Annotated in this window: 25 protein-coding genes and 1 pseudogene; 19 read left to right on the forward strand and 7 right to left on the reverse strand. The window is 42.5% G+C overall.

Annotated elements, in window-relative coordinates; all coding sequences use genetic code 11:
• Positions 1–113 precede the first annotated feature (113 nt).
• The 4 genes and pseudogenes from KTV93_RS00005 to KTV93_RS12560 all read left to right on the forward strand — a co-directional run.
• Positions 114–2,432: an outer membrane beta-barrel family protein gene (locus tag KTV93_RS00005; RefSeq protein ID WP_218249286.1), complete on the forward strand. Its 2,319-nt coding sequence runs from the start codon at positions 114–116 to the stop codon at positions 2,430–2,432.
• A 296-nt stretch (positions 2,433–2,728) separates the two neighbouring features.
• Entirely contained in the window at positions 2,729–3,406 is a 678-nt protein-coding gene (locus KTV93_RS00010) for an EF-Tu C-terminal domain-related protein (protein WP_218249287.1), read from the forward strand.
• Positions 3,407–3,625: 219 nt separating this feature from the next.
• The gene (locus KTV93_RS00015) at positions 3,626–4,021 is read left to right on the forward strand and encodes a hypothetical protein (RefSeq protein WP_218249288.1); all 396 of its coding nucleotides are present in this window, start codon (positions 3,626–3,628) and stop codon (positions 4,019–4,021) included.
• Positions 4,022–4,033: 12 nt separating this feature from the next.
• Positions 4,034–4,144 (forward strand): annotated as a pseudogene (locus KTV93_RS12560) (Fic family protein); the annotation flags it as partial.
• A gap of 180 nt (positions 4,145–4,324) precedes the next feature.
• Here KTV93_RS12560 and KTV93_RS00020 read toward each other — a convergent pair.
• Both KTV93_RS00020 and KTV93_RS00025 read right to left on the reverse strand, forming a co-directional pair.
• Positions 4,325–6,040 (reverse strand): T9SS-dependent choice-of-anchor J family protein, encoded by a 1,716-nt coding sequence (locus KTV93_RS00020; protein ID WP_218249289.1) that lies wholly within the window; start codon positions 6,038–6,040, stop codon positions 4,325–4,327.
• 630 nt (positions 6,041–6,670) lie between these two features.
• Positions 6,671–7,687, reverse strand: coding sequence for a T9SS type A sorting domain-containing protein (locus KTV93_RS00025; RefSeq protein ID WP_218249290.1), 1,017 nt, complete (start codon positions 7,685–7,687; stop codon positions 6,671–6,673).
• A 431-nt stretch (positions 7,688–8,118) separates the two neighbouring features.
• Between KTV93_RS00025 and KTV93_RS00030 the strand changes: the two genes are divergently transcribed.
• From KTV93_RS00030 to KTV93_RS00040, 3 genes are all read left to right on the forward strand, one after another.
• Positions 8,119–8,691, forward strand: coding sequence for a dihydrofolate reductase family protein (locus tag KTV93_RS00030; RefSeq protein WP_218249291.1), 573 nt, complete (start codon positions 8,119–8,121; stop codon positions 8,689–8,691).
• 91 nt (positions 8,692–8,782) lie between these two features.
• Positions 8,783–9,247 (forward strand): VOC family protein, encoded by a 465-nt coding sequence (locus tag KTV93_RS00035; protein WP_218249292.1) that lies wholly within the window; start codon positions 8,783–8,785, stop codon positions 9,245–9,247.
• 70 nt (positions 9,248–9,317) lie between these two features.
• Complete coding sequence (locus KTV93_RS00040; protein WP_218249293.1) at positions 9,318–10,319, forward strand: hypothetical protein; 1,002 nt, start codon at positions 9,318–9,320, stop codon at positions 10,317–10,319.
• Positions 10,320–10,379: 60 nt separating this feature from the next.
• Here the strand turns inward: KTV93_RS00040 and KTV93_RS00045 are convergent, their stop codons facing one another.
• The gene (locus tag KTV93_RS00045) at positions 10,380–11,252 is read right to left on the reverse strand and encodes a universal stress protein (RefSeq protein ID WP_218249294.1); all 873 of its coding nucleotides are present in this window, start codon (positions 11,250–11,252) and stop codon (positions 10,380–10,382) included.
• Between the two features lie 318 nt (positions 11,253–11,570).
• Between KTV93_RS00045 and KTV93_RS00050 the strand changes: the two genes are divergently transcribed.
• The 4 genes from KTV93_RS00050 to arsB all read left to right on the forward strand — a co-directional run bounded on the left by KTV93_RS00050 (position 11,571) and on the right by arsB (position 14,185).
• Entirely contained in the window at positions 11,571–11,903 is a 333-nt protein-coding gene (locus KTV93_RS00050; protein ID WP_088469030.1) for an ArsR/SmtB family transcription factor, read from the forward strand.
• 26 nt (positions 11,904–11,929) lie between these two features.
• Complete coding sequence (locus KTV93_RS00055; protein WP_218249295.1) at positions 11,930–12,394, forward strand: DUF6428 family protein; 465 nt, start codon at positions 11,930–11,932, stop codon at positions 12,392–12,394.
• Positions 12,395–12,450: 56 nt separating this feature from the next.
• Positions 12,451–13,059, forward strand: coding sequence for an arsenate-mycothiol transferase ArsC (locus KTV93_RS00060; protein WP_218249296.1), 609 nt, complete (start codon positions 12,451–12,453; stop codon positions 13,057–13,059).
• A gap of 61 nt (positions 13,060–13,120) precedes the next feature.
• Positions 13,121–14,185 (forward strand): ACR3 family arsenite efflux transporter, encoded by a 1,065-nt coding sequence (gene arsB, locus KTV93_RS00065; RefSeq protein WP_218249297.1) that lies wholly within the window; start codon positions 13,121–13,123, stop codon positions 14,183–14,185.
• A gap of 23 nt (positions 14,186–14,208) precedes the next feature.
• Here arsB and KTV93_RS00070 read toward each other — a convergent pair whose 3' ends face one another.
• Positions 14,209–14,670 (reverse strand): Lrp/AsnC family transcriptional regulator, encoded by a 462-nt coding sequence (locus KTV93_RS00070; protein ID WP_218249298.1) that lies wholly within the window; start codon positions 14,668–14,670, stop codon positions 14,209–14,211.
• Positions 14,671–14,828: 158 nt separating this feature from the next.
• Between KTV93_RS00070 and KTV93_RS00075 the strand changes: the two genes are divergently transcribed.
• From KTV93_RS00075 to KTV93_RS00090, 4 genes are all read left to right on the forward strand, one after another.
• The gene (locus KTV93_RS00075; protein ID WP_218249299.1) at positions 14,829–16,031 is read left to right on the forward strand and encodes an aminotransferase class I/II-fold pyridoxal phosphate-dependent enzyme; all 1,203 of its coding nucleotides are present in this window, start codon (positions 14,829–14,831) and stop codon (positions 16,029–16,031) included.
• A gap of 270 nt (positions 16,032–16,301) precedes the next feature.
• Complete coding sequence (locus KTV93_RS00080) at positions 16,302–16,925, forward strand: tRNA methyl transferase PRC-barrel domain-containing protein (RefSeq protein ID WP_218249300.1); 624 nt, start codon at positions 16,302–16,304, stop codon at positions 16,923–16,925.
• Positions 16,922–18,667 carry an endonuclease gene (locus KTV93_RS00085; protein WP_218249301.1) on the forward strand — a complete coding sequence of 582 codons (1,746 nt, stop codon included), beginning with the start codon at positions 16,922–16,924 and terminating at the stop codon, positions 18,665–18,667. The genes KTV93_RS00080 and KTV93_RS00085 overlap by 4 nt, the downstream gene beginning before the upstream one ends.
• Positions 18,668–18,955: 288 nt before the next feature.
• Positions 18,956–19,612 carry a hypothetical protein gene (locus KTV93_RS00090; protein WP_218249302.1) on the forward strand — a complete coding sequence of 219 codons (657 nt, stop codon included), beginning with the start codon at positions 18,956–18,958 and terminating at the stop codon, positions 19,610–19,612.
• Positions 19,613–19,632: 20 nt separating this feature from the next.
• Here KTV93_RS00090 and KTV93_RS00095 read toward each other — a convergent pair whose 3' ends face one another.
• The gene (locus tag KTV93_RS00095) at positions 19,633–20,118 is read right to left on the reverse strand and encodes a CinA family protein (RefSeq protein ID WP_218249303.1); all 486 of its coding nucleotides are present in this window, start codon (positions 20,116–20,118) and stop codon (positions 19,633–19,635) included.
• Positions 20,119–20,224: 106 nt separating this feature from the next.
• Here KTV93_RS00095 and KTV93_RS00100 point away from each other — a divergent pair, with 106 nt between their 5' ends.
• The 4 genes from KTV93_RS00100 to KTV93_RS00115 are packed head-to-tail and all read left to right on the forward strand — an operon-like array spanning position 20,225 to position 24,209.
• Positions 20,225–21,736, forward strand: a complete 1,512-nt coding sequence (locus KTV93_RS00100) for an FAD-dependent oxidoreductase (RefSeq protein ID WP_218249304.1) — start codon at positions 20,225–20,227, stop codon at positions 21,734–21,736.
• Positions 21,737–21,979: a hypothetical protein gene (locus tag KTV93_RS00105; RefSeq protein WP_218249305.1), complete on the forward strand. Its 243-nt coding sequence runs from the start codon at positions 21,737–21,739 to the stop codon at positions 21,977–21,979. It begins immediately after the preceding gene.
• Positions 21,980–22,026: 47 nt separating this feature from the next.
• Positions 22,027–23,037, forward strand: coding sequence for an SDR family oxidoreductase (locus KTV93_RS00110; RefSeq protein WP_218249306.1), 1,011 nt, complete (start codon positions 22,027–22,029; stop codon positions 23,035–23,037).
• A 5-nt stretch (positions 23,038–23,042) separates the two neighbouring features.
• Positions 23,043–24,209 carry an alcohol dehydrogenase catalytic domain-containing protein gene (locus KTV93_RS00115; RefSeq protein ID WP_218249307.1) on the forward strand — a complete coding sequence of 389 codons (1,167 nt, stop codon included), beginning with the start codon at positions 23,043–23,045 and terminating at the stop codon, positions 24,207–24,209.
• A 110-nt stretch (positions 24,210–24,319) separates the two neighbouring features.
• Here KTV93_RS00115 and KTV93_RS00120 read toward each other — a convergent pair whose 3' ends face one another.
• Positions 24,320–24,643, reverse strand: coding sequence for a hypothetical protein (locus KTV93_RS00120; protein WP_218249308.1), 324 nt, complete (start codon positions 24,641–24,643; stop codon positions 24,320–24,322).
• Positions 24,644–25,128: 485 nt separating this feature from the next.
• Positions 25,129–25,356 carry a hypothetical protein gene (locus KTV93_RS00125; protein WP_218249309.1) on the reverse strand — a complete coding sequence of 76 codons (228 nt, stop codon included), beginning with the start codon at positions 25,354–25,356 and terminating at the stop codon, positions 25,129–25,131.
• Positions 25,357–25,479: the final 123 nt, after the last annotated feature.

Raw genomic sequence — 25,479 nt, forward strand, 5'->3', positions numbered from 1 at the left:
GTTATCTGCAACCGCACCAAAAAAAACCAGTGTCGGCTGTAATAATATAACGCTGTTAATTGTCTTCCTTTAAAGCAAAAAATAATTTCCAATAAAAAATTTCATTTTCAACAATGTTCAAATTAATCAAACTTTTCACTTTATTTTTAAGTCTACCTTTTTTTGCGCAACAAGAAAATTTTAAAATAAATGGTAACATAACTGACGGTAAACAAAATAATATTGCAGCAGCACAAGTCTATCTTTTTACAGCAAATAATGAACTTTTAAAAACAACAATTTCTCAAAATGGTAATTTTGAATTTTTACAACTCAAACCCGCTCAGTATCATTTACAGATAGTATCAAATGATATCACACAAAATGAACCCCCTTTCCAACTTTCGTCAGATCTTACTTTAAGTATAATGCTGAATGAAAAGGTTTCTAATATCGAGGAAATCAAAATCTCACGCACAGGAAATCCTTTTAAGATTCAAAATGGAAATATTGACATAGATGTTGCAAATTCATCATTAAGTAAGGTTGCAACATCCAAAGATTTATTGGGCAAATTGCCGTTTATTTATGTAGATGCAAATGGAGAAGGTTTGACAATGGTGGGGAAAGGTATTCCGCTATTATATATAGATAATCAAGAAGTTGATTTTAATGTATTATCTGCTGTATCTGTTGATGAAATTAAATCTGTAGAAATAATAAGGAATCCATCAGTAAAATATGAAGCAGAAGGGAAAGCGGTTATCAAAATAATATTAAAAAACAGCAAAAAAGAAGGTTATAAAATCACGCTAAATGAAACCGCTGTTTTTAACAAACGTTTCACCAATAATTTTTCAGCCAATTTTCAACAGAAAAAAAATAAAACAGAGTGGAAATTAAATGCATCCTACAATCAAATAAAACATTGGGAAAGTAATGGTTTCGATTATTCGGTTCCCAGCAGAAATATCAATTCAGACTACATCATTACATCACTTACCAATCGTCCGCAAGTTATTTTGGGAGCCAGTTTATATCAAGAATTGAATGACGGAGATAACTTAACATTTACAATAAATGGAAATTTAAGACCAGATAAAGGTGATAATAACACGGTAACCAACTACGAAGTAAACGGACTAAAATCGCAAATATTAACACTAAATCCGCAGGACAGAAAAAGAGCCACGATCAATTCAATTTTTAATTATAACAAGCAACTTAAGTCTATTAATGCTACCATTTTTACAGGTTTGCAATATACACGAGAAAGCAATAATGTAGATCTTGAATTTTATAATAATGTTGATAATGTTGGATCTATTTTCAGCCAGTTTAGAAAACAAAAATATTCAGTGAATGCTTTTTCCGGAAGAATTGATATTGAGAAGAAAATTAAAGAAAATTACCAAGTAGGTATTGGAGGAAGTTTTACAAAAGCAGACGCTGTTACCGATAATTTAACAGATTATAGAAATGTAAATCCTTCTGAGTATTTTAAAAACTTTTTCAATGAAGAAAACTGGGCTTCCTACGCAGAATTTTCTGGCGAAAAAGAAAAAATAAATTTCAAAGGTGGTATTCGTTTAGAAACAACGTCCGCAAATGGTTTCAACCAAATTTTGGATGAGACGAATATTGATAGACAATATGTGGATTGGTTCCCCAGTGCCGAATTATCTTTCAAGCAAAATGAGAATTATATCTACACGGTAAACTATAAACGGAGTATTTCACGACCAGGTTACAATGATTTGGCTTCGGGCGGATTATACAGTAGCCCTTACGTAGAATACCAAGGAAATCCAGATCTTTTGCCCTCTTACACCAACGAACTTTCAGCAAGCATCAACTTAAAAAAATGGGCAATAAATGCTTCTGTGTATGAAAGCAAAAACCCGATAGGCTTCGGACTTTTTTATAATGAAAACGAAAATATATCAAAGTTTACTACCAAAAATTTTGACAAAGAAAGTGGGGCAAGTCTAGGATTGGATGTTCCATTTGAATATAAAATTTTATCTTCCCAGAATAGTTTATCCATAAATTATTCAAAAACAGAAGACCGTCTTGCAGTTATAAATCAATCCACACCGTATCTTTATCTCTATACAAATAATACGATTAAACTTGGAAAAGGCTTTAATTTTCTTTTAGATGGCTCTTGGATTACCAAAAGAATGCAAGGAATTTACGAGTACAACGAAATGGTATTATTAAATTTGGGATTGACTAAATCAATTTCAAATTTTGACTTCACTTTGCGTTACAATGATGTTTTCAATCAAAATAAATTTATCCAAAAATTAAGTTATGACAAAATCATAACGAAAGGCAGTTTTTATGGAAATACTCCAACTTTTTCTGTCGGAATAAAATACAATTTTGGAAAGGTTTCAAATTCAGAATATAAAGAAAAGCAAATCAATGAAACTGTGGACCGGATTTAATGCAAAATTGAAAAGCGGATGCAGATAACATAGTATTGGCAATAGTGCGGAGGAATCGCAAGTTTAACCATTTTAGATGTTCCGAAGTTTAGTTTATAATAAGAAAGTTTCCTCGTGAAAGCCGCACCATCGCCAATACGCAAACCGTTAGCGGTAATTCCCCTACTCGAAAACGAAGTTGTTTTTAGCCGCTAACGAATAAAATTTCACTATTTTTAAATATAAAATATTAAAAATATAACTAACTGATTATCAATGTTTATATTTAACGTTAGTCAGAAGTTTATCAAAACTCGATGGATAGAGAAATTACGACATTTAGAACTTTAGAAAATATTGTTGATTTTGAAAATGAAAATGTAGAAATTAAACAATTAGCTGAATTATTTTTGACAGCTATGAATGATTGGGACTCAAATAATCAAACAAATATTTTTGAATACATAACGAAATTACGAAAATTTGTAGGAAGTCCAATAACACTAAAAAAAATTGAAGTTAAATCTAAAACTAACATTCTAAATAACGCTTGCAAAATTGAATCTACAACGTCTATTGCAGAAATGATTAAAAACGCTGAACAAAAAATACAAGAAAATGATTTTGATAAAATAATTACCCAAATTTTAAATTACTATAATTCAAAATTTGAAGAAATTGATTTTCTAGCAGAATTACAATATTTGACAACTGAAAATGGAGGAAGAAATTCTTATGCTTTATCTGGTTACAGACCTCAAGTAAAATTTCCTTTTTCAGAAATGACTACTTCAGGACAACAAATATTTATAAATAAAGAATATGTTTTTCCAGGCGACAATGTTGAGGCAAAAATTAAAATTTTATCACCAGAATTATTTCAAAATATGCTTTACGAAAATTTAGATTTTGAAATGAGAGAAGGTGCAAAAATTGTAGCAATTGGAAAAATAACTAAAATCATAAACGAAAATCTACAAAAAACCTGCAGCTAACAGTGTATTTCTATTAGCGGGGTTGAAGTTTACATCGTAAAGATTTTCGCTAGTTGTTCATTTTGTTATATTTACAGAAAACAATTATAATAATCCCCGCCAACAGAAATACCCACCCGTTAGCGGTATCGTAGATATTCCAATGCCCTTTGGAGTAGGGTTTAACTGACACAGGCGGCTCAGGTTTCCGCGCAGTGTATTCTGATTAACATAATTACAATGAAAAATATTTACCTCATCCTCGCCTTCGCAGTAAGCACATTTTCTGCAAAAGCACAAACCAAAGAAGAAACGGTACAAACCATTGATGCTTTGTATAAATCTGCATTTACCTTTGGGCAGATAAAGGTGGTATCGGTGGCATGTGAAAACAACTTTCTGGTAAAAATATTTTCCGACAGCGACACTGTGAAAACTGATTTGCAAGAGGTGAAAGTGCTCCGCATAGTACCGCATTATAACGGTGAAAAATGGCACATTATGTACACCGGTATTTCGGGAAAAGGAAAAAATGAGGAGTACCTTTTAGGGCATATCAATGTTGAAGAAACTGCCCAAAAACTGAAGGTTTCGCTGGAACATTTAATAGCACTGGTGAAAAAGGAAAAATTATAAAATATTGTTTTAAGTCTTAAAGTGGAAAGGCTGACCGAGGAGCAAATAACTGCTTTAATTGAAAATAAAAGAGTTCACCGTCCGGGAAAAGATATTTCGGAAGTTTTAAACGCTGTTAAAGTTACGGGAACGCGGTTAAGAAGACTTTTATGGTAATACAGATTCTTCATTATATTTTATTCCGTTCAGAATCCGAAGATTCGACGTAGTTAATGACAGGCTGAGCAGTGAAAAAAAGCGGTCATTAAAAAAAACAAAGGTCACCTCACGGCGACCTTTGCTTATTTAAAAAAAGAGCAGCTTTTATTTCTTAATAAACTTCACCTGCTGTTCACCCTTTGCGGTGGTGATTTTAAGCACATACATGCCTGCAGGAAGCTGGGATACTTCCAGCTGATCGTGTGATCTGTTCTGTTTTACCATCATCAGTTTACCGTCGGCAGCATATACCTGAACATTCAGTAATTTCTCTTTTGAAGCGATCTTAAGAACATCAGTTACCGGATTCGGATAAATGCTGATCAGTTTGTTGAGATCTGCCGCGGAGGTTCCCAACGTAGGATCCTCCTGTACCTGGAGTCTTAAGGCGTAAGATTTGGCAAAATTTGTTCCGAAATCCTCGTTGTGCGCCCAGCCGTTTAAAGGACTAGTCGCCCAGTTCACGAAAGTAGTGCCCGGGGTGAAGACATCATTGGTCATGCTAACTGCGAGCGTTTTATCAAGTTCTACCGCGGTAAGCACATAGGTGCCCGGTGGCAGAACCACCGGTGCGCCTGCAAAAGAAACAGTAGTGGTAAAAGGGTCGGTACCTGCGGTCTGGTTGGCGGTTTCTGCAATAATGCTCAGTGGTTTTCCGGTGACAGGATCAACGCTCCATAAAGCCAGACGGTAGGTGGCCGTTTCGTCACCTAGACCGAAACTCACCGTTCCGCCTGTTGCCACAGAAGTTACTTTCGTGGTGAATGCCTGGCCCAGATAACCCAGAGTATCGGCACCGATTCCTAAAACACCTGTAGCAACACCGTTATCACGCGCCATGGTGGATTCTGTGATCATGAAATCCAGCGACTGTTTAGTGTTGTTTGCAGGATTCTGGTCTGGTGAGCTTAAGGCCACTTCATACAGGATATGGTAGTTCCCTGTTGCTGTTACCGGCATCGCGGGGAAAGACGGTGTGGCTGTCTGTCCCGGATTTAAAGTAATGGCCGCCGAAAATACACTGGCAACTGCATTATTCAGGTCATCAATGAGACTGGCTTTAATTTTTGCATCAGTAAGAGTCAATGCCCCTTCATTCTTAATGGTGGCATGTAAAGGAACGCCTGCGGCAGAATGAGAGAGCGGATAGTGGGTATATTCATAATTCTTCACCGCAGTAATGGAAGCGTCAATGTTGATAAGGGCCGACACTTCTACATCATCAATGACAAGAATAAATTTGTCGGTAGAATTGTTCCTGAATGCAATTCTGAAGGTTTTGTTTCTGTAATCATTAAGGCTTAGGCTTCGGGCCGTCCAGGCAGTGTTTTCAGCAGGAGTGCTGAATAACTGCACCGAGGAAGTAAGCTGGTTGCCCATCACTCCAGGTCCGCCGGTAGGCTCTGTAGGGTCCAGCATAATTCTCACCTCATATCCATCCGGATATGCTGGATCATAGGCTTTGGCATTCCACTTTAAGACCACATCGGCACCGGTATCGGGTACCGTGATTTTTGGGGTCCACATCCAGTCGTCTGCCTGCCCGGAAGGACTGTACCATGAGGTGCTGAATGCTACGGAATCAATCACGTTGGTCTGAAAATCTTCCCGTCTTTCCCAGGCCTCATTCACATAGCCAACCTGGCTGGAGGGAGTTTTATTATCGACGTTCCTGAGCAGCCAGCCCGGAGGGAATTTATAGGTGCCAGCACCGCCGGTGGTAGATCCGCTGATCCCGTCGAAAGTTTCCTGGAAAATAACCTGTGAATAGCTGAAAATACCCAGCATCATCAACAGAAAAATTGATAGTCGTTTTTTCATAGTGATTGTTTAAATAATGTAGCGCTAAAATTACCATCATTGATGGGCTGCGCCAAAAACACAGGGTGGACAAATAGGGGACAAAGTGTTTATACAAATCAGTGATACTGGTAATCAGTCATTTAGCTGGTATTTGCACCTATTAAATGAAGGCCTTTACACACCGGACTGGCTGACCACGATATTCGACAGCTTCAGAAGACAGCGATGAATTTCCGGATCACTCCCACGGTACTTGCTGTTTGGATAACCCTTTATAGTACAGCCTGTGTCAATTTGAAGCCTCAACAGAAGATGTCAATCACTACCACTACTCAGGTTAAATAAAATCATTTATTCTAAAAACGAGACACCGAGATGCTAACAGCGGGAAAAACGCTGTGTTGATCATTATCTTTTTATTGCAGAACCCGACCTGTTTAACCTCTTTCCTGAGTTATATCTTTTCCGCCTACAAAAAAACCTCCTTTAAATTGCTTTAAAAGAGGTTTTGTAGTGTTAAGATTCCGGATTGATACCAAAAAACTGACCGTCATAAAGCCGCATTAAGCCGCGCTTTAGCTTGATCTTTTCGTGGTATCAATGTCCGGTATTCCTATTTTATAAGCGGTAATAAAGAGGTTTCTTTATTTACAGCTTAATCAGTTTGGTAATCTTCGGACTTTCGTTGCTGTTAATTTTTACCAGATAATTTCCTTTTGGAAGATCAGAAACCTGATATTCATCAGCGCTTTTCAGTACTTTTACAGTTCTTCCGCCGGCATCCATTATTTCTACTGAACTGATCGCCAGTTTTCCCGGATTACTGATTCTAAAATGGTCATTCACGGGATTAGGGTACACTTTTATTCTGTTATCATACTGCATTACTGCATCGGTCCCTAAATTACCCGTGGTAAAGGTGATGACAAAGGGCATATCCAAAGAATAATCCGGTGCCGCAGTAGGATTTCCTGAGTCGATGATAGAAGTCCACATTCCATCGATGGCATTGTATTGCTTGGCATTAAAGTCGGGTAACCCTCTTGTTCCTGCAATGGTAACCGGAGGTAAAAAGCCGGCATTAGCGGCAACAGCATTCTGTAACTGATACTTCATCCAATAGGTTCCGGATGGTAAACTAACTGGAGTATTGGCTGTAACCTTCCATATTTTTCGGTTCGTTGAGGGAGTTGAAGCAACCGGAATTGTACTGTGACCGGTTCTGTACATATCAGCATCCACACTCGAAAGAAACCGATTGGTGGTATCGTCTCCAAAAACACTTACTGCACCCGTCACAGAAGGATCAGAACTGAATATATTAACTCGTACGGTATTGAAAGGAGAAGCAGTTCCGGTATAATTAGTCTGGTACGCAAAAAAATCAATACGGGTAATATTCCATTGTGTATCGGCTGGAACAGTAAAATCGTCTGCAAGAAAATAGCTTGTAGTAGCAGAACTGTACGTACCACCCAACCCCAGGCTGGTGTTAGCTTCCGCACTATTTCCTGTATTATTCTGAAGTTCAGACCAGGTATAGCCTGCAGGAGCAGCAACACCGCTTTTTGAGGTAGCTCCTGTACTCAAACCTCCGTTATCATAGGTTTGGCCCAAGGTAAATGATGCTGCTAAAACTGCAGCGCTAAGTAAAAATTTTGTCATAGTGTAGTATTTAGGTTATTTTTCTTTTTCAGTGAGTAATGCAGGACAGCTCCTTTGACCGTTTTCCTGCAGATGGATCCTGTTAATTCATCTGTTTAAAACAGGGTTGGGAATTAATTGGACACAAAATAAAGTAAGTTATCTCACAGTACGCATAAGGTATGGGGGGACAAATGGGGGGACAAATGTGCCTGTCGGTGTAACCTTCAGATAATCAGGTGTTATGTTTTGGCTTTTTACTTCTCTTTATTACAGCCATGGTTGTGCACTTTCTTACAGATATCGCTTTTCACTCCCCCGAATTACAGGATTTTGTACCTTAGTCCTGCCCTTTGATTGCGAAATTGACTTTTAAAAAGTGCGAAGATGGAGCACAGTAAAACCGCCACGTCTGCGAAGACCGGGTGTGGAAATCATTAAAAAATGCTGAGATGAGAAAAATAATTGCTGCGGTGAATACCACTGTTGAAGGAGTCCTTGACCATACCGCGGGTCTGCCCGATGAAGAACTGCATCTGCATTATACCAACCTGCTGAACAGTGCAGGCCTCATCCTCTACGGAAGAAAAACGTACGAACTCATGCAGTACTGGCAAACCCTGCTGCAGCATCCTTCCGGGATAAAGGAACAGGATGACTTTGCAAAGGCCATCGACCGTATTCCGAAAATCGTTTTCTCCCGCCATCTTAAACAGACCCATTGGGACACCGCCGAATTAGCCTCCCGGCCGCCAGAAATCCTGGTGACCAATTTAAAGCAAGAATCCGGAGGCGATATCCTCATCGGCAGTCCGGGTTTAATCATCCAACTTCTCAACCTGGAGGTCATCGACGAGCTGCAGCTCTGTATACATCCTGTAATTGCCGGGAAAGGAAGACTTTTATTTGAAGAACTGAAAGACAGAACTGTTTTTAAACTTTTGAAAACCAAACAGCTGACCAGCGGGGCGCTAATACTGTATTATAAACCCCTTTCCCGCAATCACGGAACCGCTGTCGGATAGAAGGACCCCGGAAGAACAGAGGTCAGATTAAACAGCAGGCGGTGTGCCGATCCGCATTTAAACATTTGCATTCAACTTTAAAATGACAGCCATGAAATCTGAAAATTTACTGAGGATGGACAATACAGGTATTGTGGTGGAATCGCTGGATGCTGCCATTGAGTTTTTTGTGGAACTGGGTATGAGCCTCGAAGGAAGAATGATGATTGAAGGAGAGTGGGCGGGCCGCGTAACCGGTCTGGGGAACCAGGCTGTAGAAATTGCCATGCTGGTAACCCCCGACGGACACAGCCGGCTGGAACTTTCAAGGTTGGTCCGCCCTGCAACGGTTGCCGACCACCGTGAAGCACCCGTGAATGCTTTGGGGTATCTGCGGGTGATGTTTACCGTAGCGGATCTCGGGGCCACACTCGGGCGGCTTTACCCACTGGGCGCAAAGCTGGTAGGCGAAGTGGTGAGGTATGAGGATTCCTATAAACTCTGTTATATCCGCGGACCGGAAGGTATTTTAATCGGCCTCGCAGAACCGCTTTCAGCCATCACTACTCCGGACTGATCAGCATCGTAACGCCGGGTGGAAATTTGATGTATATTTGAATGAAACTCATCCCGTAAAATCTGCTTATATGCTTACCACCACCGCCGAACTGCTGACTAAACTGCAGCCTCCCAGAAGTAACACTGCCGTTATCTCTTCCATGGTCAATGCCATTATAAAATGTGGTGGAGAAAGCGACGCCCATGCGCTTCTGAGCCAATATCTCACCCATCCAAATGATTTCACCCATTCCTATCTGCTTCCCATCTTCAAAAAATTGGGTAACCTGTCGGTTGCGGAAGCGCTTTTCGGTGTGGCTGTTGAGGGCGACCGTCTGAAAGAGGATGCCGATCCCGAAATTCTGGAAGTGCTTGGTCATTTAAAGTACGCACCGGTCATGCCCATTCTGGCAGACTGCCTTTTTAAAGAGAAGACCACTGATTATTATATTTCTGCCTATGCAGCATTGGGATTGCTCCATTTCGACTGCAGCGGTCTTCAGAAAGAAATCAAAGAATCCATTGAAGACTGTTATGGCAAAAACCTGTTTCCCGAGTTTGTACCGGCACTGGTCTGCAAACTCAACGACCGGCAGCAGGTTCTCGAAAATCTCTATGAACTCGGAAATACCACTGCCTCCACCGACTGCAATGCCGGAATAATTCTGGGCTTTTCGTTGTGTGCAGAGGAGGGCAGACCTTATTTCATGAAAATTCTGTTTGACCCCGCTTGGGAAACCGGTTCTTCCGCCACAGGTACGGTGCAGTATGTTTATAAAGGCTTAAAGAATCTTGAGATTTCATTTAAAACGGTTTATGAGTACATGATTTCAGCTTCCGACAGCGTCAATGAAAGCCTGGACGTTTTCTTTGCCTTGCTAAGAAAAAGAATCAATGACGCAGACCTGCATCACCCGGAATCATTCGCCGACCTGTACACCCTGCTCTTTACGATAACTACCGGGAGCCAAAACAGTGCGCTCACCGATCTGGCAGAACACGCAGGCAAAGGAGGAGAGGCTGATGAATTGGAGAACCTCCTGCTTCTTAAAGTGAATGAAGAGGTACTGCTGAAAAATTTCATTCAGTAGCGGTTTTAAACATCGGCCTCTGCGGCAAAAAAGAATGCTGGACTTTTCCCTGTCATCTGATCAGAACAGCAGTGGAGCGCCTTCAGGAATAATCATGAGCGGCATCTGAACCTTACGGGCCAGCGTTGCACTGTGGCTTCCCGTTGTGACTCTTTCGAAGAAACTTTTGCGCTCATGTCCCATCACCACCAGATCCACGTCCTTATATCTCAGTACCCCGAGACCGGTATTGACTCCAACCACTTCAATGGGCAGATAAGTGACTTTTCCGTCGATATTCTTGATAAACTCCTCTTTTTTGTGGAGATAGGCTTTTTCATCAATCAGGTCCGAAAATCCGGTGACATAGCTGACCATCAGTTCGGCATCGAAATATTTCGCAAACCTCGCGACGGACCGGGCGGTTTTTTGATCCCGCCTGTTGAGGTCTGTAGCGAACGCAATTTTCTCCATCTTTCTGTACCGGTGATGATGGGGAACGATCAGAAGCGGATATTTGCTTTCATTAATCATTTTAAGACTGCTGCTTCCAAACAGAAGTCTGTTCAGTTTTCCGCTACCGGTCATACCCATCACCACCAGCATCGCCTTGGTTTCTTTTGCCTTGTCATCAATAAGGCTCACCAGATGCTTCTGTTCCGCAGACCAGGTAATAGCAGGCTTGAAAAGGCCGGGATTATCACCCTGTATAATGTTTTCTTTCGTTTCTAAAGCTTTTGCCAGTTTTTTCAATGCTTTTTCTGCATCTTTCTTTACATCGGGAAGTTCCAGTAATGTCCATGGAACTTCGCCTATTATGGGGCTTTCAACAGGATCATGATACGCATGACACAGGTGCAGATCAGCTTTCAGCCCAATAGCCAGGTTGAGCGCGAAACGTGCAGCGTTTTTGGAGGGATTCGAGAAATCGGTAGGGACAATAACAGTTCTCATAACAGGTGTTTTTAGTAATTCAGTAACTCCCAACCTCGTGTCTTGCCGCAGATTTGAACAGCGCAGAGAAAAGAACAGAAAGACAAGAGATTGCCTTCATCATCATTTATACAGTAAAGTTACGAAAATTTGTGGGGTTAACCTGCTGATAGAAACTATTTATCAGTTGATTTACAGGCGAATATCCACGGTGCTTCCGTTTCACCGTAAATATTAACAGGATGATTTGTGATTAAAGTTTTTTAAAAAAATATATCATGGTATTTACATTTATCGTAATATTGCAATATTAAAACATGATCAAAAAATTTAACCATTATGGGACTTACCAAAACAGAGCATTTTACCGATGAACAGAATGAAATGGCGGTACTGCTGAAAGCCATGGCACATCCTGCCAGGATTGCCATTATTGAATATCTGCTCACCACCAATACCTGCATCTGCAACGATATTGTTGAGGTACTCCCTCTTGCACAGCCTACTGTTTCGCAACACCTCAGAGAACTGAAAAATGCCGGAATTATTCAGGGAAGCATCGATGGCAAAGCCATTAATTACTGCATCAATAAGGAAACGATTCAAAAGTTCGACTCCTTCATCAACCATATTTTCCATAAAATGGATTCCCTCGAAAACAACAGATGTTAAAATAATAACCTTCAAAACCATTCATTATGAGACTTTCAGAAATCAAGAACATTCTTACCAACCTGCAGGAACTGCATTTTGTATTAGAAAACGGCGAACAGGTTCCAGACCATTTCCACGTGACCGAAGTGGGGCAGATCAATAAAAAATTTATCGACTGTGGCGGTGTGATCCGCGACGAAAAAGCCATCAACTTCCAGCTTTGGTTTTCTACCGATAACGACCACCGCCTGGAAGCTGAGAAACTCAAAAAGATCATTGCCCTTTCCGAAGATAAACTCGGCCTGGAGGACGTAGAGATCGAAGTGGAATACCAGCAGTCGACCATCGGGAAATTCGGTTTGGATTTTAATGGAAAAGAGTTTGTGCTTACGACTAAAACCACGGCCTGTCTGGCTCAGGATGCGTGTGGAATTCCTCAGGAAAAACCGAGAGTAAAACTTTCAGAACTTCAATCCGCCAGCTGTGCTCCGGGCTCCGGCTGCTGCTAGGCTTTTAGATCCTTTAAACAGTATAATCTCCTGATCATCTTATAAAAAGTAAAACCATGTTCAAAAACCTAAGAGAAAGCATTGAGGTCATTTCCATTATGCCCGTTTCCGAAGAACGAAAGGAAATCCTTAAACCTCTTGCTGGGTTCATTCAGAAAAAAGCAGATGCGGGGGAAAGAACTAACCTGAACTTCATCTGTACCCACAATTCCCGCCGAAGTCACCTTTCCCAGATCTGGGCACAGGTGATGGCGGAACATTTTAACATCAGGAACGTGTATTGTTACTCCGGCGGAACAGAGGCCACTGCCATGTTCCCGAAAGTGGCGGAAACACTCCACAGTCAGGGAATGGAAATTCAGAAGCTGTGTGACACCGACAATCCGGTATACGCTGTAAAATATGCAGAGAATGCACATCCGGTCATCTGTTTTTCCAAGAAATATGATGATGCATTCAATCCGGTATCCGGTTTTGCCGCGGTGATGACCTGCTCCAATGCCGACGTGGGTTGCCCGTTTATCGCGGGGGCAGAAAAGCGCGTAGCGGTAAAGTTTGAAGACCCAAAATCCAGCGACGGAACCCATGAGATGGACCGCACCTATTATGAAAGAAGTCTGGAGATCGCTGCCGAGATGTATTATGTGATGAGCATGATTCGATAAAAGTTTAACGCCTGCTGTCGCGTTTTTATAATGGGCAGTGTTTTCTCAAAACTTAAAATTAATGTCTGCAAACAACTGCACTCCACACGAAAGAAAAAAACTTTCCTTCCTCGACAAAAATCTTACCCTCTGGATTTTTCTGGCAATGTTTCTGGGCGTCGGTATAGGTTATTTCTATCCGGATTCATCAAAGATTATTAATGCATTTTCCTACGGCACCACCAATATTCCGCTGGCAATCGGACTGATTCTGATGATGTATCCGCCGTTCACGAAAGTGCGGTACCGCGAACTCCCGAAAGTCTTTAAAAATACAGAGATCCTGGGCACATCGCTGCTCCTGAACTGGATTATCGGACCTGTTCTGATGTTTGCGCTGGCCATTATCTTCCTGCACGACAGGCCTGAATACATGATCGGTCTCATTCTGATCGGTCTTGCACGATGCATCGCCATGGTCATGGTCTGGAACGAGCTTGCCGAAGGTAACAGGGAATATGCCGCCGGACTCGTGGCGATCAACAGTATCTTTCAGGTAATTTTTTACAGCATCTACGCATTCCTTTTCATAACGGTTTTACCGCCATTATTTGGTATCACGGGCTCCGAAGTCGATATTACCATCGCTCAGATTGCCGAAAGTGTGGCAATTTATCTGGGAATTCCATTTGTGCTCGGTTTCCTGACCCGGTATTTCCTGTTGAAAGCAAAAGGAGAAGAATGGTACAATACGGTTTTCATTCCTAAAGTTTCCCCAGTTACTCTAATTGCGCTGTTGTTCACCATTGTGGTTATGTTCAGCCTCAAAGGTGAAATGATCATACAGATTCCTTTTGATGTGCTGCGTATTGCGGTTCCTTTGGTCATTTATTTTGTTCTGATGTTCCTGGTAAGTTTCTTTCTGGGTAAAAAACTAGGAGCTGATTATTCGAAGAACGCAGCGATTTCCTTTACCGCGGCTGGCAATAACTTTGAGCTGGCCATTGCGGTTGCCATTGGGGTTTACGGCATTAATTCCGGACAGGCATTTGCAGGAGTGATCGGGCCGCTCGTGGAAGTTCCTGCACTTATTGCCCTTGTAAATGTGGCTTTCTGGCTGAAAAGAAAATGGTATCCGAACAGCTAAGCTGATCAATCTGATTTAAAGCATCACTCCAGGTTCACCACCGTTGTACTCTTCACTTCCTTGATCATAAAGGAAGAATGGGTGCTGGCAATGTGCTGCAGGTTCGTAAGTTTGGTCACCATGAATTCGCGATACTCCTGAATGTCCTTTAAGGCGATTTTCAGGATGTAATCGTAATCACCGCTTACATGAAAGCATTCCAGCACTTCGGGGAACTGCGTGATCTCCCGTTCGAACTGTGTAATATACTCCTTGCGGTGCTGCTCGAGTTTAACGTGGCAGAGCACCATGAAATCTTTCCGGATGAGTTTCCTGTCGACCAGCGCTACATATTTATTGATGACTTTCAGTTTTTCAAGTTTTTTGATGCGTTCAAAAACTGCAGTTACCGATAAATCAAGCTCCGCGGCCATGGATTTGGTGGTTCTTTTGGAATCTTCCTGAAGCAGGAGCAGCAGTTGTCGGTCTTTGGGATCAAGGTTCATCTGAAAAAAAGTTGGTAACGGTTGTAATTCGTCCTCTAATTTAGAATTTAAATCTGTAAAATACGCTTTTTTACCTTTTATTTTCGGTTAAATCATAATCTGTTTGTTTTATAATTGGAATACTGCCAATTTTAAACAACATAAAAACAATGATTACCATGGAAAAATTCAACGCAGCCAATAATATTCAGGACCTGCAGTATTTCGGTGAGTTTGGCGGGGTGAACCCTTCCATCTCCGACAGTTCAACCTATACCTTCCTATCCGCAAAAACAATGTTCGATACCTTCGAAGGCAATACCGACGGTTGTTACCTGTATTCGCGTCACTCATCTCCCAGCAACCTCTACCTTTCCGAAGCCCTCGCTCAGATGGAAGGAACAGAGAATGCAAACGTCACTGCTTCAGGAATGGGCGCGATCACTTCTGTGCTGCTGCAGCTCTGCAAATCCGGCGAGCATATCGTATCCAGCCGAACCATTTATGGCGGAACCTATGCTTTTATGAAGAATTTTCTGCCGGGTTTAAAGATTGAAACTTCTTTTGTGGATATTACCGATTTGGCAAAAGTGGAAGCAGCCATCAATGAAAACACCAAAGTCCTTTACTGCGAAACGGTGAGCAACCCACTGCTTGAAATCGCTGATTTAAAAGGCCTTTCCGAACTTGCTGAAAAATACAGGCTTCAGTTGGTCGTAGACAATACCTTTTCTCCGCTGAGTATTTCGCCAAAACTTCTGGGCGCGGATGTGACCATTCACAGTTTAACCAAGTTCATTAACGGCAGCAGTGACGCCGTGGGTGGAGTAGTGTGCGCTACCTCAGCTTTCATCAATGACCTGAAAAACGTAAACAGTGGGGCCTGCATGCTTTTGGGGCCTACCATGGACAGTCTGCGGGCGGCAAGTATTCTGAAAAATCTCAGAACCCTGCATATCCGCATGAAAAAACACAGTGAAAATGCCCAGTATCTGGCGGAACGGTGGGAAAAAGACGGTCTTAACGTGAAATATCCGGGACTTAAAAGCCATCCTCAGCATAAACTCTTTACCGGTATGATGCATGAAGAATACGGATACGGCGGCCTGATCGCGCTGGATGTAAAAACCGTGGAGAAAGCCAATGAGCTGATGGAAATGATGCAGCATGAAAACCTCGGTTATCTTGCGGTGAGTCTGGGATTCTATAAAACGCTGTTTTCGGCCTCGGGAAGCTCAACCTCCTCTGAAATTCCTGAGGATGAGCAGAAAGAAATGGGGCTTTCGCCCGGCCTCATCCGCTTCTCTATCGGTCTGGATCATGATATTGAAAGAACTTACGAAAAAATGCGGGAATGCATGGTGAAAACCGGTGTTCTGTAATTTTATAAACCTATGTTGCAAAAGCTTCCGTAAGGGAGCTTTTTTTGTTAATCAGCGCAAAGGAATTTTGGGCTACAGATTAATTCTAACCCTCTGTCGTTGAGCAAAGAGGTAAAAAAGATTCAAAAGATAACTTTAATCATATTTCTGGGTAATTGGTTAATAATCAATATGTTACACTGTGGTTTATGCTTTTTATTCTACAAAATAGTGCGCGTTGATCAAAATTAAACCTCAGGATGAGTTTCCTCACTTGTCAGTTCATTTATAATGAGTACTTTAGCTGCCCCTTTATCGGGAACTTATCTCTCACATAAAGATAAAAGATTAATGGTTATAAAAGGACAGCTTGTCGAAATCCCAGCCGATTCTCCGCTTTACACAGAAGCGAAGCCTGAGTTCACTTCCGCACTGGAAGCGCTTCGCTGGGAATCCCGTACCCATCAGTATTCTTTGTTCGACGGCTTTCTGGTGGGCGGTCATCCCGGCGTGGAATACTTCCGCCCCGGACAGCGGAGAGGGATTGAGGTGGGTGGTAAAAAAGCTCCTCTTTATGTCATCGGCATTGACACTGCGGAAAACAGAATCTTTGTTGGTGAAGGCAAAAATCACCCCGGACTGTGGACGAAGGCGATCGCCTTTGACTCAGGAAGCATAAATTCGGATAAGGGCATTATCATGTCTGAAGAAGTGCTGCAGAAGGGTATTCCTGTTAGCGTACAGTCACCTTCACTTCCAACGGCGTTAAACGCAACTTTAGTGGCTTTCGGTGCTGAGTTTTTTCTGACTGCAGACGAACGCTTTCCCATCACTGTAAAAGACGAAGACCTTACCCTTTATCACCGGAATCAACCCATCGCAACTATAAAAATTAACAATATCAATTTATTATGAAACTAAAATTATCATTTTTAGTAAGTATTTTTTCGTTCTTACTTTATGCGCAGAGCGCTCCGTCCTATTATTCTGGAGTTAATTTCAACAAAACCGGCAATGCCCTGAAAAGCGAACTGGCGTCTTTAATTACCACGACTCACACCAAAACAATTTCCTACAGCGAGCTGCAGACTCTGATGAAAACGAGTGATGTAGATCCTGACAAACCGGGAAATCTTCTTCTGATTTACGGCTCCCAGGCATCAGGAACTCACCAGAGAAGCCGTCCTGTAGGAGGAACCTGGAACCGCGAACACGTGTATGCAAAATCTAAAGGAACCCCGAATCTTGGAACTTCAGGTCCCGGAGCTGACGGGCATCACCTGAGACCGGCAGACAATACCCTGAACAGTACCAGAGGCAGTCTTCTTTTTGATGACGGCGCAGGTGCAACTGCCTATAAAACCAGCCGTGGCGGATGGTATCCGGGTGATGAGTGGAAAGGTGATGTAGCCAGAATCCTGATGTATATGTATGTAAGATACAATACCAGATGTCTGCCGCTGAATATCACCATGAACCCGAATACCTATTCACAGGATTTCCCGGATATTTTGCTTAAATGGAATATTGAAGATCCTGTATCAGGTTTTGAAATCCAGAGAAACAATGTAGTAGCTCAAACCCAGAAAAACAGAAACCCGTTTATCGACAATCCTTATCTGGCTACCGTAATCTGGGGAGGTCCTGCAGCACAGAACAACTGGCCTGATACCTTCAGTGGAGGAACTGCCGGAGATACAGAAGCCCCGAGTGTTCCGATGAATCTTGCGGTTACAGCAGCTACCTCATCAAGTATCTCTCTGAGCTGGAGTGCCTCAACTGATAATGTATATGTAAGCAGTTATGACGTATATGTAAACGGGGTGTTCAAATCGAATGTATTTGGAACCACAGCAACGGTTTCAGGATTGAATCCTTCCACAACTTATACTTTCCATGTAGTAGCCAAAGATTCTTCAGGAAACGCTTCAGGAAACAGTACGGCGGTAGAGGGAACTACACAGGAAGGCAGCACCGGAGAGGGCACAACCTGCGGTACTGAAGATTTCGAGAATATGCCGGCGGTTTCTTCGTCGTATGCCGACAGAACCTGGTCGAACAAAGGAATTGTATGGACTGCTACTTATGCGAGAACTGATGCACAGGTTTATATTGACGGGGCAAGCAGAGCGATCTGTCTTAGAAAAGGGTCACTGAAATCTTCTGTAATTTCAGGCGGTATCGGCTCATTTACTGTAACAACCTATCTTCCGTTCAGTGATTCTAATGGCAACTATATCTTAAAGATCAATGGAGAAGTAAAAGGGCAGATTCCGTATTCAAAAACCAAAACTACCACTACCATCGAAGGTATCAATGTAGCAGGAAATGTAGTTATTGAACTTATCGATGAGATCACCAGCAACCGTGTTTCTTTTGATAACCTCAGCTGGACCTGCTATTCGGCGATGGCAACTGATGATACTTCTGTTAGAAACCAGAAACTTACGGTGTATCCTAACCCAGTAAAAAATCAGGAATTCTTCGTTACCGGAATCACCAAAAAGGAAACGGTGAAAATTTACAGTGTGACAGGACAATTGCTTCAGACCCTTTCTAATGTAGGAAACAACGAAAGCCTTCAACTGAAATCACTGCCAAAAGGACTTTATTTTATCACGACTTCAACCCAGTCTGCGAAAATGATTGTTGAATAGGGGGATACCGAAATTCATTTAAACAGCAAAGCCGGAAGATATTCTTCCGGCTTTTTTATACCCTCGCTCGTGATATTCAGTCCATTTAAAAGACCATATTTCTACATCCCGGGAAGAGTGTGTAAAACTGAAAGAGGTTTATAATTAAAGGGTTTTAAGGCTGAATTAATTAACATTTAATTAATAACTTATTAAATATATTCATTTTATTTCTGTTATTGTTGAATAAAATCAAGTAGCTTTACATTGTGAAATTTCCGTGATTTATTACTTTAAAAACCCCAAATCATGAAAACAATAAAAGCATTCGTGAGTCTATGGAGACTAATCGTTCCCGCATTGCTTGTCTCCATCAGCAGTATGGCACAAAACCCAAAACCCAGCCTCGACAGAATTGTTGAAACAACTTTTGAAGTCAAAGATTTTGAGGTATGGAAGCCCGTGTTTATGAAGGATTCATTAAGCCGCCGGAACAGTGGTGTTGAAATGATTGTAATCAGTTCTAAAATTGACCATCCGAAGCACATGATGTTTGTTGGAATGATTAAGGAAGTGCAGCAGGCCAAAAAGGCGTTGAAAAACCCCGATTTTCTCGGTAGGTCCGCAGCCGTCGATATTTCCAATTTAAAGTCTGAGTTTTATGAAGTTCTGCGGTTTAATCCCGATGCCAACGAACCCAGATGGCTCATCATGAACTTTAAAATCAAAGATTATATCAAATGGGTCAATGCTTTCGATGCCGGTCAAAAGCTGCGTGCTGATGCCGGACTCGTGGATGTGTTAATTGCAAAGGATGTAGAACAGCCGCTTAAAATACAGGTCGTTCTCGATATCACCGATCTTAATAAAGCCAAAGCATTTATGACCTCAGAAATTCTCAAAGAGAAGATGAAAAGTGCCGGAGTAATCGGTAAACCCGATGTAGAATACTACGAAGGACGCTGAAAGGTCTCAAAAACAAAGAACTAGAAGGCTTTCAATAGCTCACCGATAATTTTCTGGGTATATAATTGCTGATTTTCAGACAGGGTTTTTTCCGCTTCGCCCTTTATTCTTTTTGAAACGATAATTTTACCTTTTTTGCTTACTGCAATATAGGCGTAGCAGTTTGTTATCCCTTTTTCCGGCACAGGTTGTGCGTACCCTGTAATCGCAATACCTGCCTCAGCATTAAACTTTCCTGCCGCCGACAACGACATTTGTTCCGCAATCTCCTTTGAAACTGAATCACATGCCTCTGCCATAATAGGGTTGACGTCAAGATGCATGGATTTCTGCCCTGCATTATACACCGTGATTCCGCCCTGAAAAAAAGACATCGCATCCGGAGCCTGCGATAGGGTAAACTGCAGCATTCCCGAAGTGCAGCTTTCAGCAACGGCAACCGTAATGCGGTTTTTTATGAATAATTGGGAAACCAAGGCAAGGTTTTTGTTATCAATAGTTTGCATTTTTCTGTCTATTTTTAGAATATCCCTTTTATTTTACGGTTATTAATACATTATATATAATAATTGAGCATTTTTTATCTTATCCAGGAAACAAAAATAATTCCAAATGAAAAGAGACGGTACAAACAAAAGCATCTGGCAAAACGATTCTTCATTCCTGCAGAATACCACAGAAATACCGGACACGGTAGATACGATAATTGTGGGCGCAGGGCTCACCGGTATAAGTCTGGCGTATGAACTCCAGAAGCGCGGGCAGCGTTGTCTGGTTATCGAACAGCACAGTATCGGGTCCGGAACCACCGGAGGAACCACTGCGCATATCAATAATTTTTTTGATGTGTCCTATGATCAGTTAATCAGCCGTTTTGGGTTGGATGCCGCCTCAGTAGTGGCTGAAAATGCCGCAAAGGTGGTTGACAGGGTAGCTGAAAACATCGAAGAATGTGGAATTTCCTGCGATTTCGACCGCTGCAGTTTCTATCTTTTAAGTACGGAAGAAAAGCATGACAAACAACTCTCAGATATTTTTGACGCTCATCAGGAATTGGGAGTTCACGGACGGCAGGTGACGGAGATTCCCTTTACAGTGCCTTTCCGTGAAGCGATTGAAATTGAAGGCCAGGCACAGTTTCATCCTCTCAGATATATTACCGCTCTTGCCCATGAATTCGAGTTGAGAGGTGGAGCAATATTGCTCAATACCCGGATCAGCAGTCATCAGTCCAGTGTTGAAAGCGTAGAGGTTCAGACAGAATTCGGAAGAAAATTTACAGCAAAGAATTTGGTTTGGGCAACGCACATTCCTCCCGGAATCACCCGCTTCAGCACGATGAATGCACCGTACCGCAGCTACGCCCTTGCAGCGAAACTTGATGGTCCGCCACTGAAGCTTGCCCAGGGAGCAGATTTACACGATCCCTATCATTATTTCCGCTATCACGAGGTTAACGGGCAATGGTATCTGATCATTGGTGGGTTCGACCATAAAACAGGACATGAACAGGATACGGAGAGACCTTTTGAAGCATTGAAGGCTTACGCGCAGGATCACTTTGTTTTTACTGAAATCGTTGAACAGTGGTCTGCGCAGTATTATGTGCCCGTGGACGGTTTGCCGTACATCGGCAGAATGCCTGGTGAAGATCATGTCTTTATCGCAACAGGATATAACGGTAACGGAATGACCTGGGGAACCCTGGCGGCGGATATTATTGCAGATCTGATAGACGGTCTGGAAAACGGACTTGCGGAAACCGTATCTCCCTCCCGTTTGGAATTCACTGCCAGTGCACGGGAGTTTGTGAAGGAAAATGTTGATGTCGTATTTCATCTGATCAAAGACCGTTTTGCAGCTGATAAAAAGGCTGAGCTCGATTCGCTTGAAAACGGGGAAGGAAAAGTAATTGTTTTTGAAGGAAAAAATGTGGCCGCGTACCGCGATGATCAGGGTGCGGTAAAGCTTCTTTCTGCCATATGCCCTCACATGGGTTGTACAGTGAATTTCAATACCTCCGAAAAAACCTGGGACTGTCCTTGCCATGGTTCGAGATTCGATACCGACGGCAACCTCCTTACAGCACCTGCCACCGAAAATCTTAAACCGATTAACCTCTAAATGAAGTATATCATGGAAGCATCAAATCCTGTAACTCCCCGCGGAACTGCTGTGACGATCCCGGGTGAAACCACAAGAATCCAGCATAACCTTGGAACCACAGATATTATAGTCGCCCTGTATAATGTCGCTACCGGAAACGAGCTCAACAGTGGCATTACCATTATCGATAAAGATTCGGTGATGATTACTACCGCCAGCGGTGCACCTGAACAAATAAGGGTGGTAATCGTTGGTCTCTGATTTCCTGTTTAATGATGTGAAGGCATCTGAATTTTAAAATAATCAAAATGGATAAAACATTTGACATATATTCCCTAAGCGGAAAAACCGTCGTAATTACCGGAGCCAGCAGTGGAATAGGGCGCGCGGCAGCAGAAGCCTTTGCAATAGAAGGATGTTCCGTCGTCTTGGCTGCACGCGGTGAGCCTGCGCTGGAAGAGACCCTCGAGCTGTGCCGTGGTCTTGGTGCCAATGCAGTGGCAGTGCCTACTGACGTATCAGATTCCCTGCAGGTGAAACATCTCGCTGAACAGGCGCTGCAGTTCAATGGCCGGATCGATATCTGGATCAACAATGCCGGAGTGATGGCTACCGGTAAATTAGAGGAAATGCCGGTGGAAGTAGTAGAACAGGTGGTGAAGACCAATCTGCTGGGCTATCTTTTTGCAGCCCATACGGTTCTTCCGATTTTTAAAAAACAGGAAGAGGGAGTGCTGATCAATAACATATCCATTGGCGGCTGGATGCCCGCGCCTTACGGAGCTGCGTACTCTGCATCGAAATACGGTGCAAGAGGAATGGTAGAAGCGCTTCAGGGCGAGGTGTCAGATTATCCCAACATCCATGTCTGTGCACTTTATCCCGGCATTCAGCGTTCAACAGGCAATATGCATTCGGCAAAATACTCAGGTTTTTCCTCTAAAATACCTCCACTTTCCTTCGATCCGCGCGAACTCGCCGCAAAGATGGTGAAGACGGCGAAGCATCCGAAAAAAACGAATTATACCGACTGGACTTCCTTCTTGTTGAAAAATCTTTACGGGGTTTTTCCGAAAGTAATGGTTAACAGTATGTCCGCGGGAATGAGGCTGATGATGAAGAATTCTGATCCATCTGAAACCAACGGAAACGTATTGGTTCCCTCTGGTGAACCGCACCGGATTTATGGGGAAACCATGATTCCGCCGCCTTCTCCCACCACTAAAAAACTGATGTTTGCAGCATCTTTGGCAGCAGCAGCAGTAATGCTCTTCAGGCATTCGAAAGAACCCAACACTAAACCTAAACATTTAAAATAAAAAATATGAAAGCAGCCGTATTTCACAGTCCCGGGAAAATAACCTGCGACGAAACAGAAGACCCGAAAATAGAAGCTCAGGATGATGTAATTCTGAAAGTAACTTCCACTGCCATCTGCGGTAGTGATCTCCACATGTATTCCGGTGGTATTCCCCAGGCCCGTCCTATGGTGATGGGACATGAATTTATGGGGATCGTAGAAGAGACAGGAAGTAATGTCCACGGTTTGAAAGTAGGTGATCGTGTTGTGGTACCTTTCCCAATCGCCTGTGGGGGCTGTTTTTTCTGCGACCACGATCTTCCGGGTCACTGTGAAAACAGCAATCCGGATATGTATGGACCCGAAGGCGGAATCCTGACTGAAAAGGGTGGAGGCATGTTTGGCTACAGCGATCTGTACGGAGGTTACAACGGCGGGCAGGCCCAGTATGTCCGTGTCCCTTTCGCCAATACAGGACCCCGAAAAGTGCCGGACCATCTTACCGATTCTCAGGTTCTCTTTCTCACCGATATTTTCCCTACGGGCTATACCGGAGTAATGTGGGGCGAACTGAAAGGAGGGGAGACCGTTGCTGTTTTCGGTGCCGGACCTGTAGGAGTGATGGCAGCAAAAAGTGCGGTACTTCACAATGCCTCGAAAATAATTGTAATCGATACGCTGCAGTACCGTCTTGACCGGGTTAAAGCCCAGACAGGCTGCGAAACCGTGCTGTGGAAAAATGCCAAGGACACCATAGAGGAAATCCGCCATCTGACTCAGGGTCGCGGTGCGGATCTCTGTATTGATGCAGTAGGTTTTGAGCCAGAGCGCAATATTGTAGACCGGGTAAAAGCCACGGTAAATTTCGAAAAAGGAAGTATAAAGGTATTGGATGCCTGCTTCAGTGCTGCAAGAAGGGGAGGAAGAGTTTCCATCCTCGGGGTTTATCCTGTAAATTATGATAATTTCCGTTTGGGGCAGATTTTTGATAAAGGCCTCACTGTAAAAGCCGGGCAGGCTCCGGTTCATGCTATTATCGATAAACTGTTGGGTTACGTTGCAGAAGGAAAAGTAGTCCTTGATGATGTGATTACCCACCGGATGTCGCTTACCGATGTCGCTAAAGGGTACGAGATCTTCGATAAGAAAGAGGACGGTTGCGTCAAAGTAGTGCTTGATCCATGGAAATAATTACTGATGCACTTCAAGGAGACCTATTTTTTCCGAATAAAAAATAATCATTACATTTATAGTTAGAATTCATCCGGCGATACCTGTCGGGTGAATCGTTTTTGACCAATTCACAAACAGGTGGATTTCCTCATGGGGAAGCGAATGGTTGGAGGAGGTGGTTCCAGCAGATGAGGTGATGCACCTTTGAAAAGAGTAAGTTCGTCCATGCAGTCATAGACAACGGTTTCAAAGTCAAGCTCATTAAGCACGTCCACGAACGCTGGCGAGTAAAACCAACCTACGGTAAAAGAAGCATTATTTAATTTTTTACGGAGATAGGAACCGATATCTTTCATATCAGAAACCGGCGGCTGACACGTGAATGTTTGGGCTGATTTCTTTAACCTGAAAGGGACCAGATCCGTTGAGCCGGGTCTGTACGGGCTCTTCAACTACCAAAATACGGTAATCGTGGGATAGGCGGGTAATTAAATGTTGCGGTCTTTGGAAGACGAAATCCCAACGGAGGTGGCAGAAGACAATCATGTCGTAATGGTGTGGTCCTTCGTTTTGTGACGGTACGTTTTTCATAATAGTATATTTTAATGTTTAGTAGTCGGAAACCGACGTCCTTGTGAATGGTATGTTCTCGCAAAAAAATATAATATCACCAGAGCGTAGTGATAACAAATATAGTAAGATGGTAAAACCAGAGGGAGACTAAAAGACGATTTAGAATTAACGTTCCTGTCGAATGTCCTCTAAATTAACGAAAACGCAACAAAAAAGGTGCCATGGCGAATTAAAGTGGGTTAAATGTAGTTATGGTTGATGAAAATACTAAAAAATCAAGTAAATTTATATGTGAAAAATACCCAATAAGAGTCAACACCTGCGATAACCACAGGTGTTGATTTTCTTAATATTCGGTGATTTATTATTCCAGACCGGACTGATTGGGGTTTTTCTCGTGTGTCTGCTGTGGAGGCATTGCCGTAGAGGCATTGATGCTGTCACCCATAATGGAATCCTTTTCGCGGTTCTGAATCAGGTCACGTTCTGTCTCCGCATAGTCTGCCGGCGTGGTATTCTGGGGTTTGTCGTTTTGCGAGCATGCAGAGAGAAAGACGATTCCCAGTGCTGCCATAACTGTAGTATATTTCATATGGTTTTTTTTAAAGTTAAGTGTTATAAATTCATTACCATTATAAAATCGGGTAGGTGCAAGGTATTTATTACTGAATAGCAGGCTACAAAAAAAGCAAGCAAAGCGCTTGCTTTATCATAT

It is taken from the genome of Kaistella faecalis (assembly GCF_019195395.1).
Classification (GTDB): Bacteria; Bacteroidota; Bacteroidia; order Flavobacteriales; family Weeksellaceae; genus Kaistella; species Kaistella faecalis.

Excerpts from the sequence above, each read along its gene's own strand:
- KTV93_RS00005 (WP_218249286.1), top strand. The coding sequence starts at position 114 with ATGTTCAAATTAATCAAACTTTTCACTTTATTTTTAAGTCTACCTTTT.
- KTV93_RS00010 (WP_218249287.1), top strand. The coding sequence starts at position 2,729 with ATGGATAGAGAAATTACGACATTTAGAACTTTAGAAAATATTGTTGAT.
- KTV93_RS00015 (WP_218249288.1), top strand. The coding sequence starts at position 3,626 with ATGAAAAATATTTACCTCATCCTCGCCTTCGCAGTAAGCACATTTTCT.
- KTV93_RS00020 (WP_218249289.1), bottom strand. The coding sequence starts at position 6,040 with ATGAAAAAACGACTATCAATTTTTCTGTTGATGATGCTGGGTATTTTC.
- KTV93_RS00025 (WP_218249290.1), bottom strand. The coding sequence starts at position 7,687 with ATGACAAAATTTTTACTTAGCGCTGCAGTTTTAGCAGCATCATTTACC.
- KTV93_RS00030 (WP_218249291.1), top strand. The coding sequence starts at position 8,119 with ATGAGAAAAATAATTGCTGCGGTGAATACCACTGTTGAAGGAGTCCTT.
- KTV93_RS00035 (WP_218249292.1), top strand. The coding sequence starts at position 8,783 with ATGAAATCTGAAAATTTACTGAGGATGGACAATACAGGTATTGTGGTG.
- KTV93_RS00040 (WP_218249293.1), top strand. The coding sequence starts at position 9,318 with ATGCTTACCACCACCGCCGAACTGCTGACTAAACTGCAGCCTCCCAGA.
- KTV93_RS00045 (WP_218249294.1), bottom strand. The coding sequence starts at position 11,252 with ATGAGAACTGTTATTGTCCCTACCGATTTCTCGAATCCCTCCAAAAAC.
- KTV93_RS00050 (WP_088469030.1), top strand. The coding sequence starts at position 11,571 with ATGGGACTTACCAAAACAGAGCATTTTACCGATGAACAGAATGAAATG.
- KTV93_RS00055 (WP_218249295.1), top strand. The coding sequence starts at position 11,930 with ATGAGACTTTCAGAAATCAAGAACATTCTTACCAACCTGCAGGAACTG.
- KTV93_RS00060 (WP_218249296.1), top strand. The coding sequence starts at position 12,451 with ATGTTCAAAAACCTAAGAGAAAGCATTGAGGTCATTTCCATTATGCCC.
- arsB (WP_218249297.1), top strand. The coding sequence starts at position 13,121 with ATGTCTGCAAACAACTGCACTCCACACGAAAGAAAAAAACTTTCCTTC.
- KTV93_RS00070 (WP_218249298.1), bottom strand. The coding sequence starts at position 14,670 with ATGAACCTTGATCCCAAAGACCGACAACTGCTGCTCCTGCTTCAGGAA.
- KTV93_RS00075 (WP_218249299.1), top strand. The coding sequence starts at position 14,829 with ATGGAAAAATTCAACGCAGCCAATAATATTCAGGACCTGCAGTATTTC.
- KTV93_RS00080 (WP_218249300.1), top strand. The coding sequence starts at position 16,302 with ATGAGTACTTTAGCTGCCCCTTTATCGGGAACTTATCTCTCACATAAA.
- KTV93_RS00085 (WP_218249301.1), top strand. The coding sequence starts at position 16,922 with ATGAAACTAAAATTATCATTTTTAGTAAGTATTTTTTCGTTCTTACTT.
- KTV93_RS00090 (WP_218249302.1), top strand. The coding sequence starts at position 18,956 with ATGAAAACAATAAAAGCATTCGTGAGTCTATGGAGACTAATCGTTCCC.
- KTV93_RS00095 (WP_218249303.1), bottom strand. The coding sequence starts at position 20,118 with ATGCAAACTATTGATAACAAAAACCTTGCCTTGGTTTCCCAATTATTC.
- KTV93_RS00100 (WP_218249304.1), top strand. The coding sequence starts at position 20,225 with ATGAAAAGAGACGGTACAAACAAAAGCATCTGGCAAAACGATTCTTCA.
- KTV93_RS00105 (WP_218249305.1), top strand. The coding sequence starts at position 21,737 with ATGAAGTATATCATGGAAGCATCAAATCCTGTAACTCCCCGCGGAACT.
- KTV93_RS00110 (WP_218249306.1), top strand. The coding sequence starts at position 22,027 with ATGGATAAAACATTTGACATATATTCCCTAAGCGGAAAAACCGTCGTA.
- KTV93_RS00115 (WP_218249307.1), top strand. The coding sequence starts at position 23,043 with ATGAAAGCAGCCGTATTTCACAGTCCCGGGAAAATAACCTGCGACGAA.
- KTV93_RS00125 (WP_218249309.1), bottom strand. The coding sequence starts at position 25,356 with ATGAAATATACTACAGTTATGGCAGCACTGGGAATCGTCTTTCTCTCT.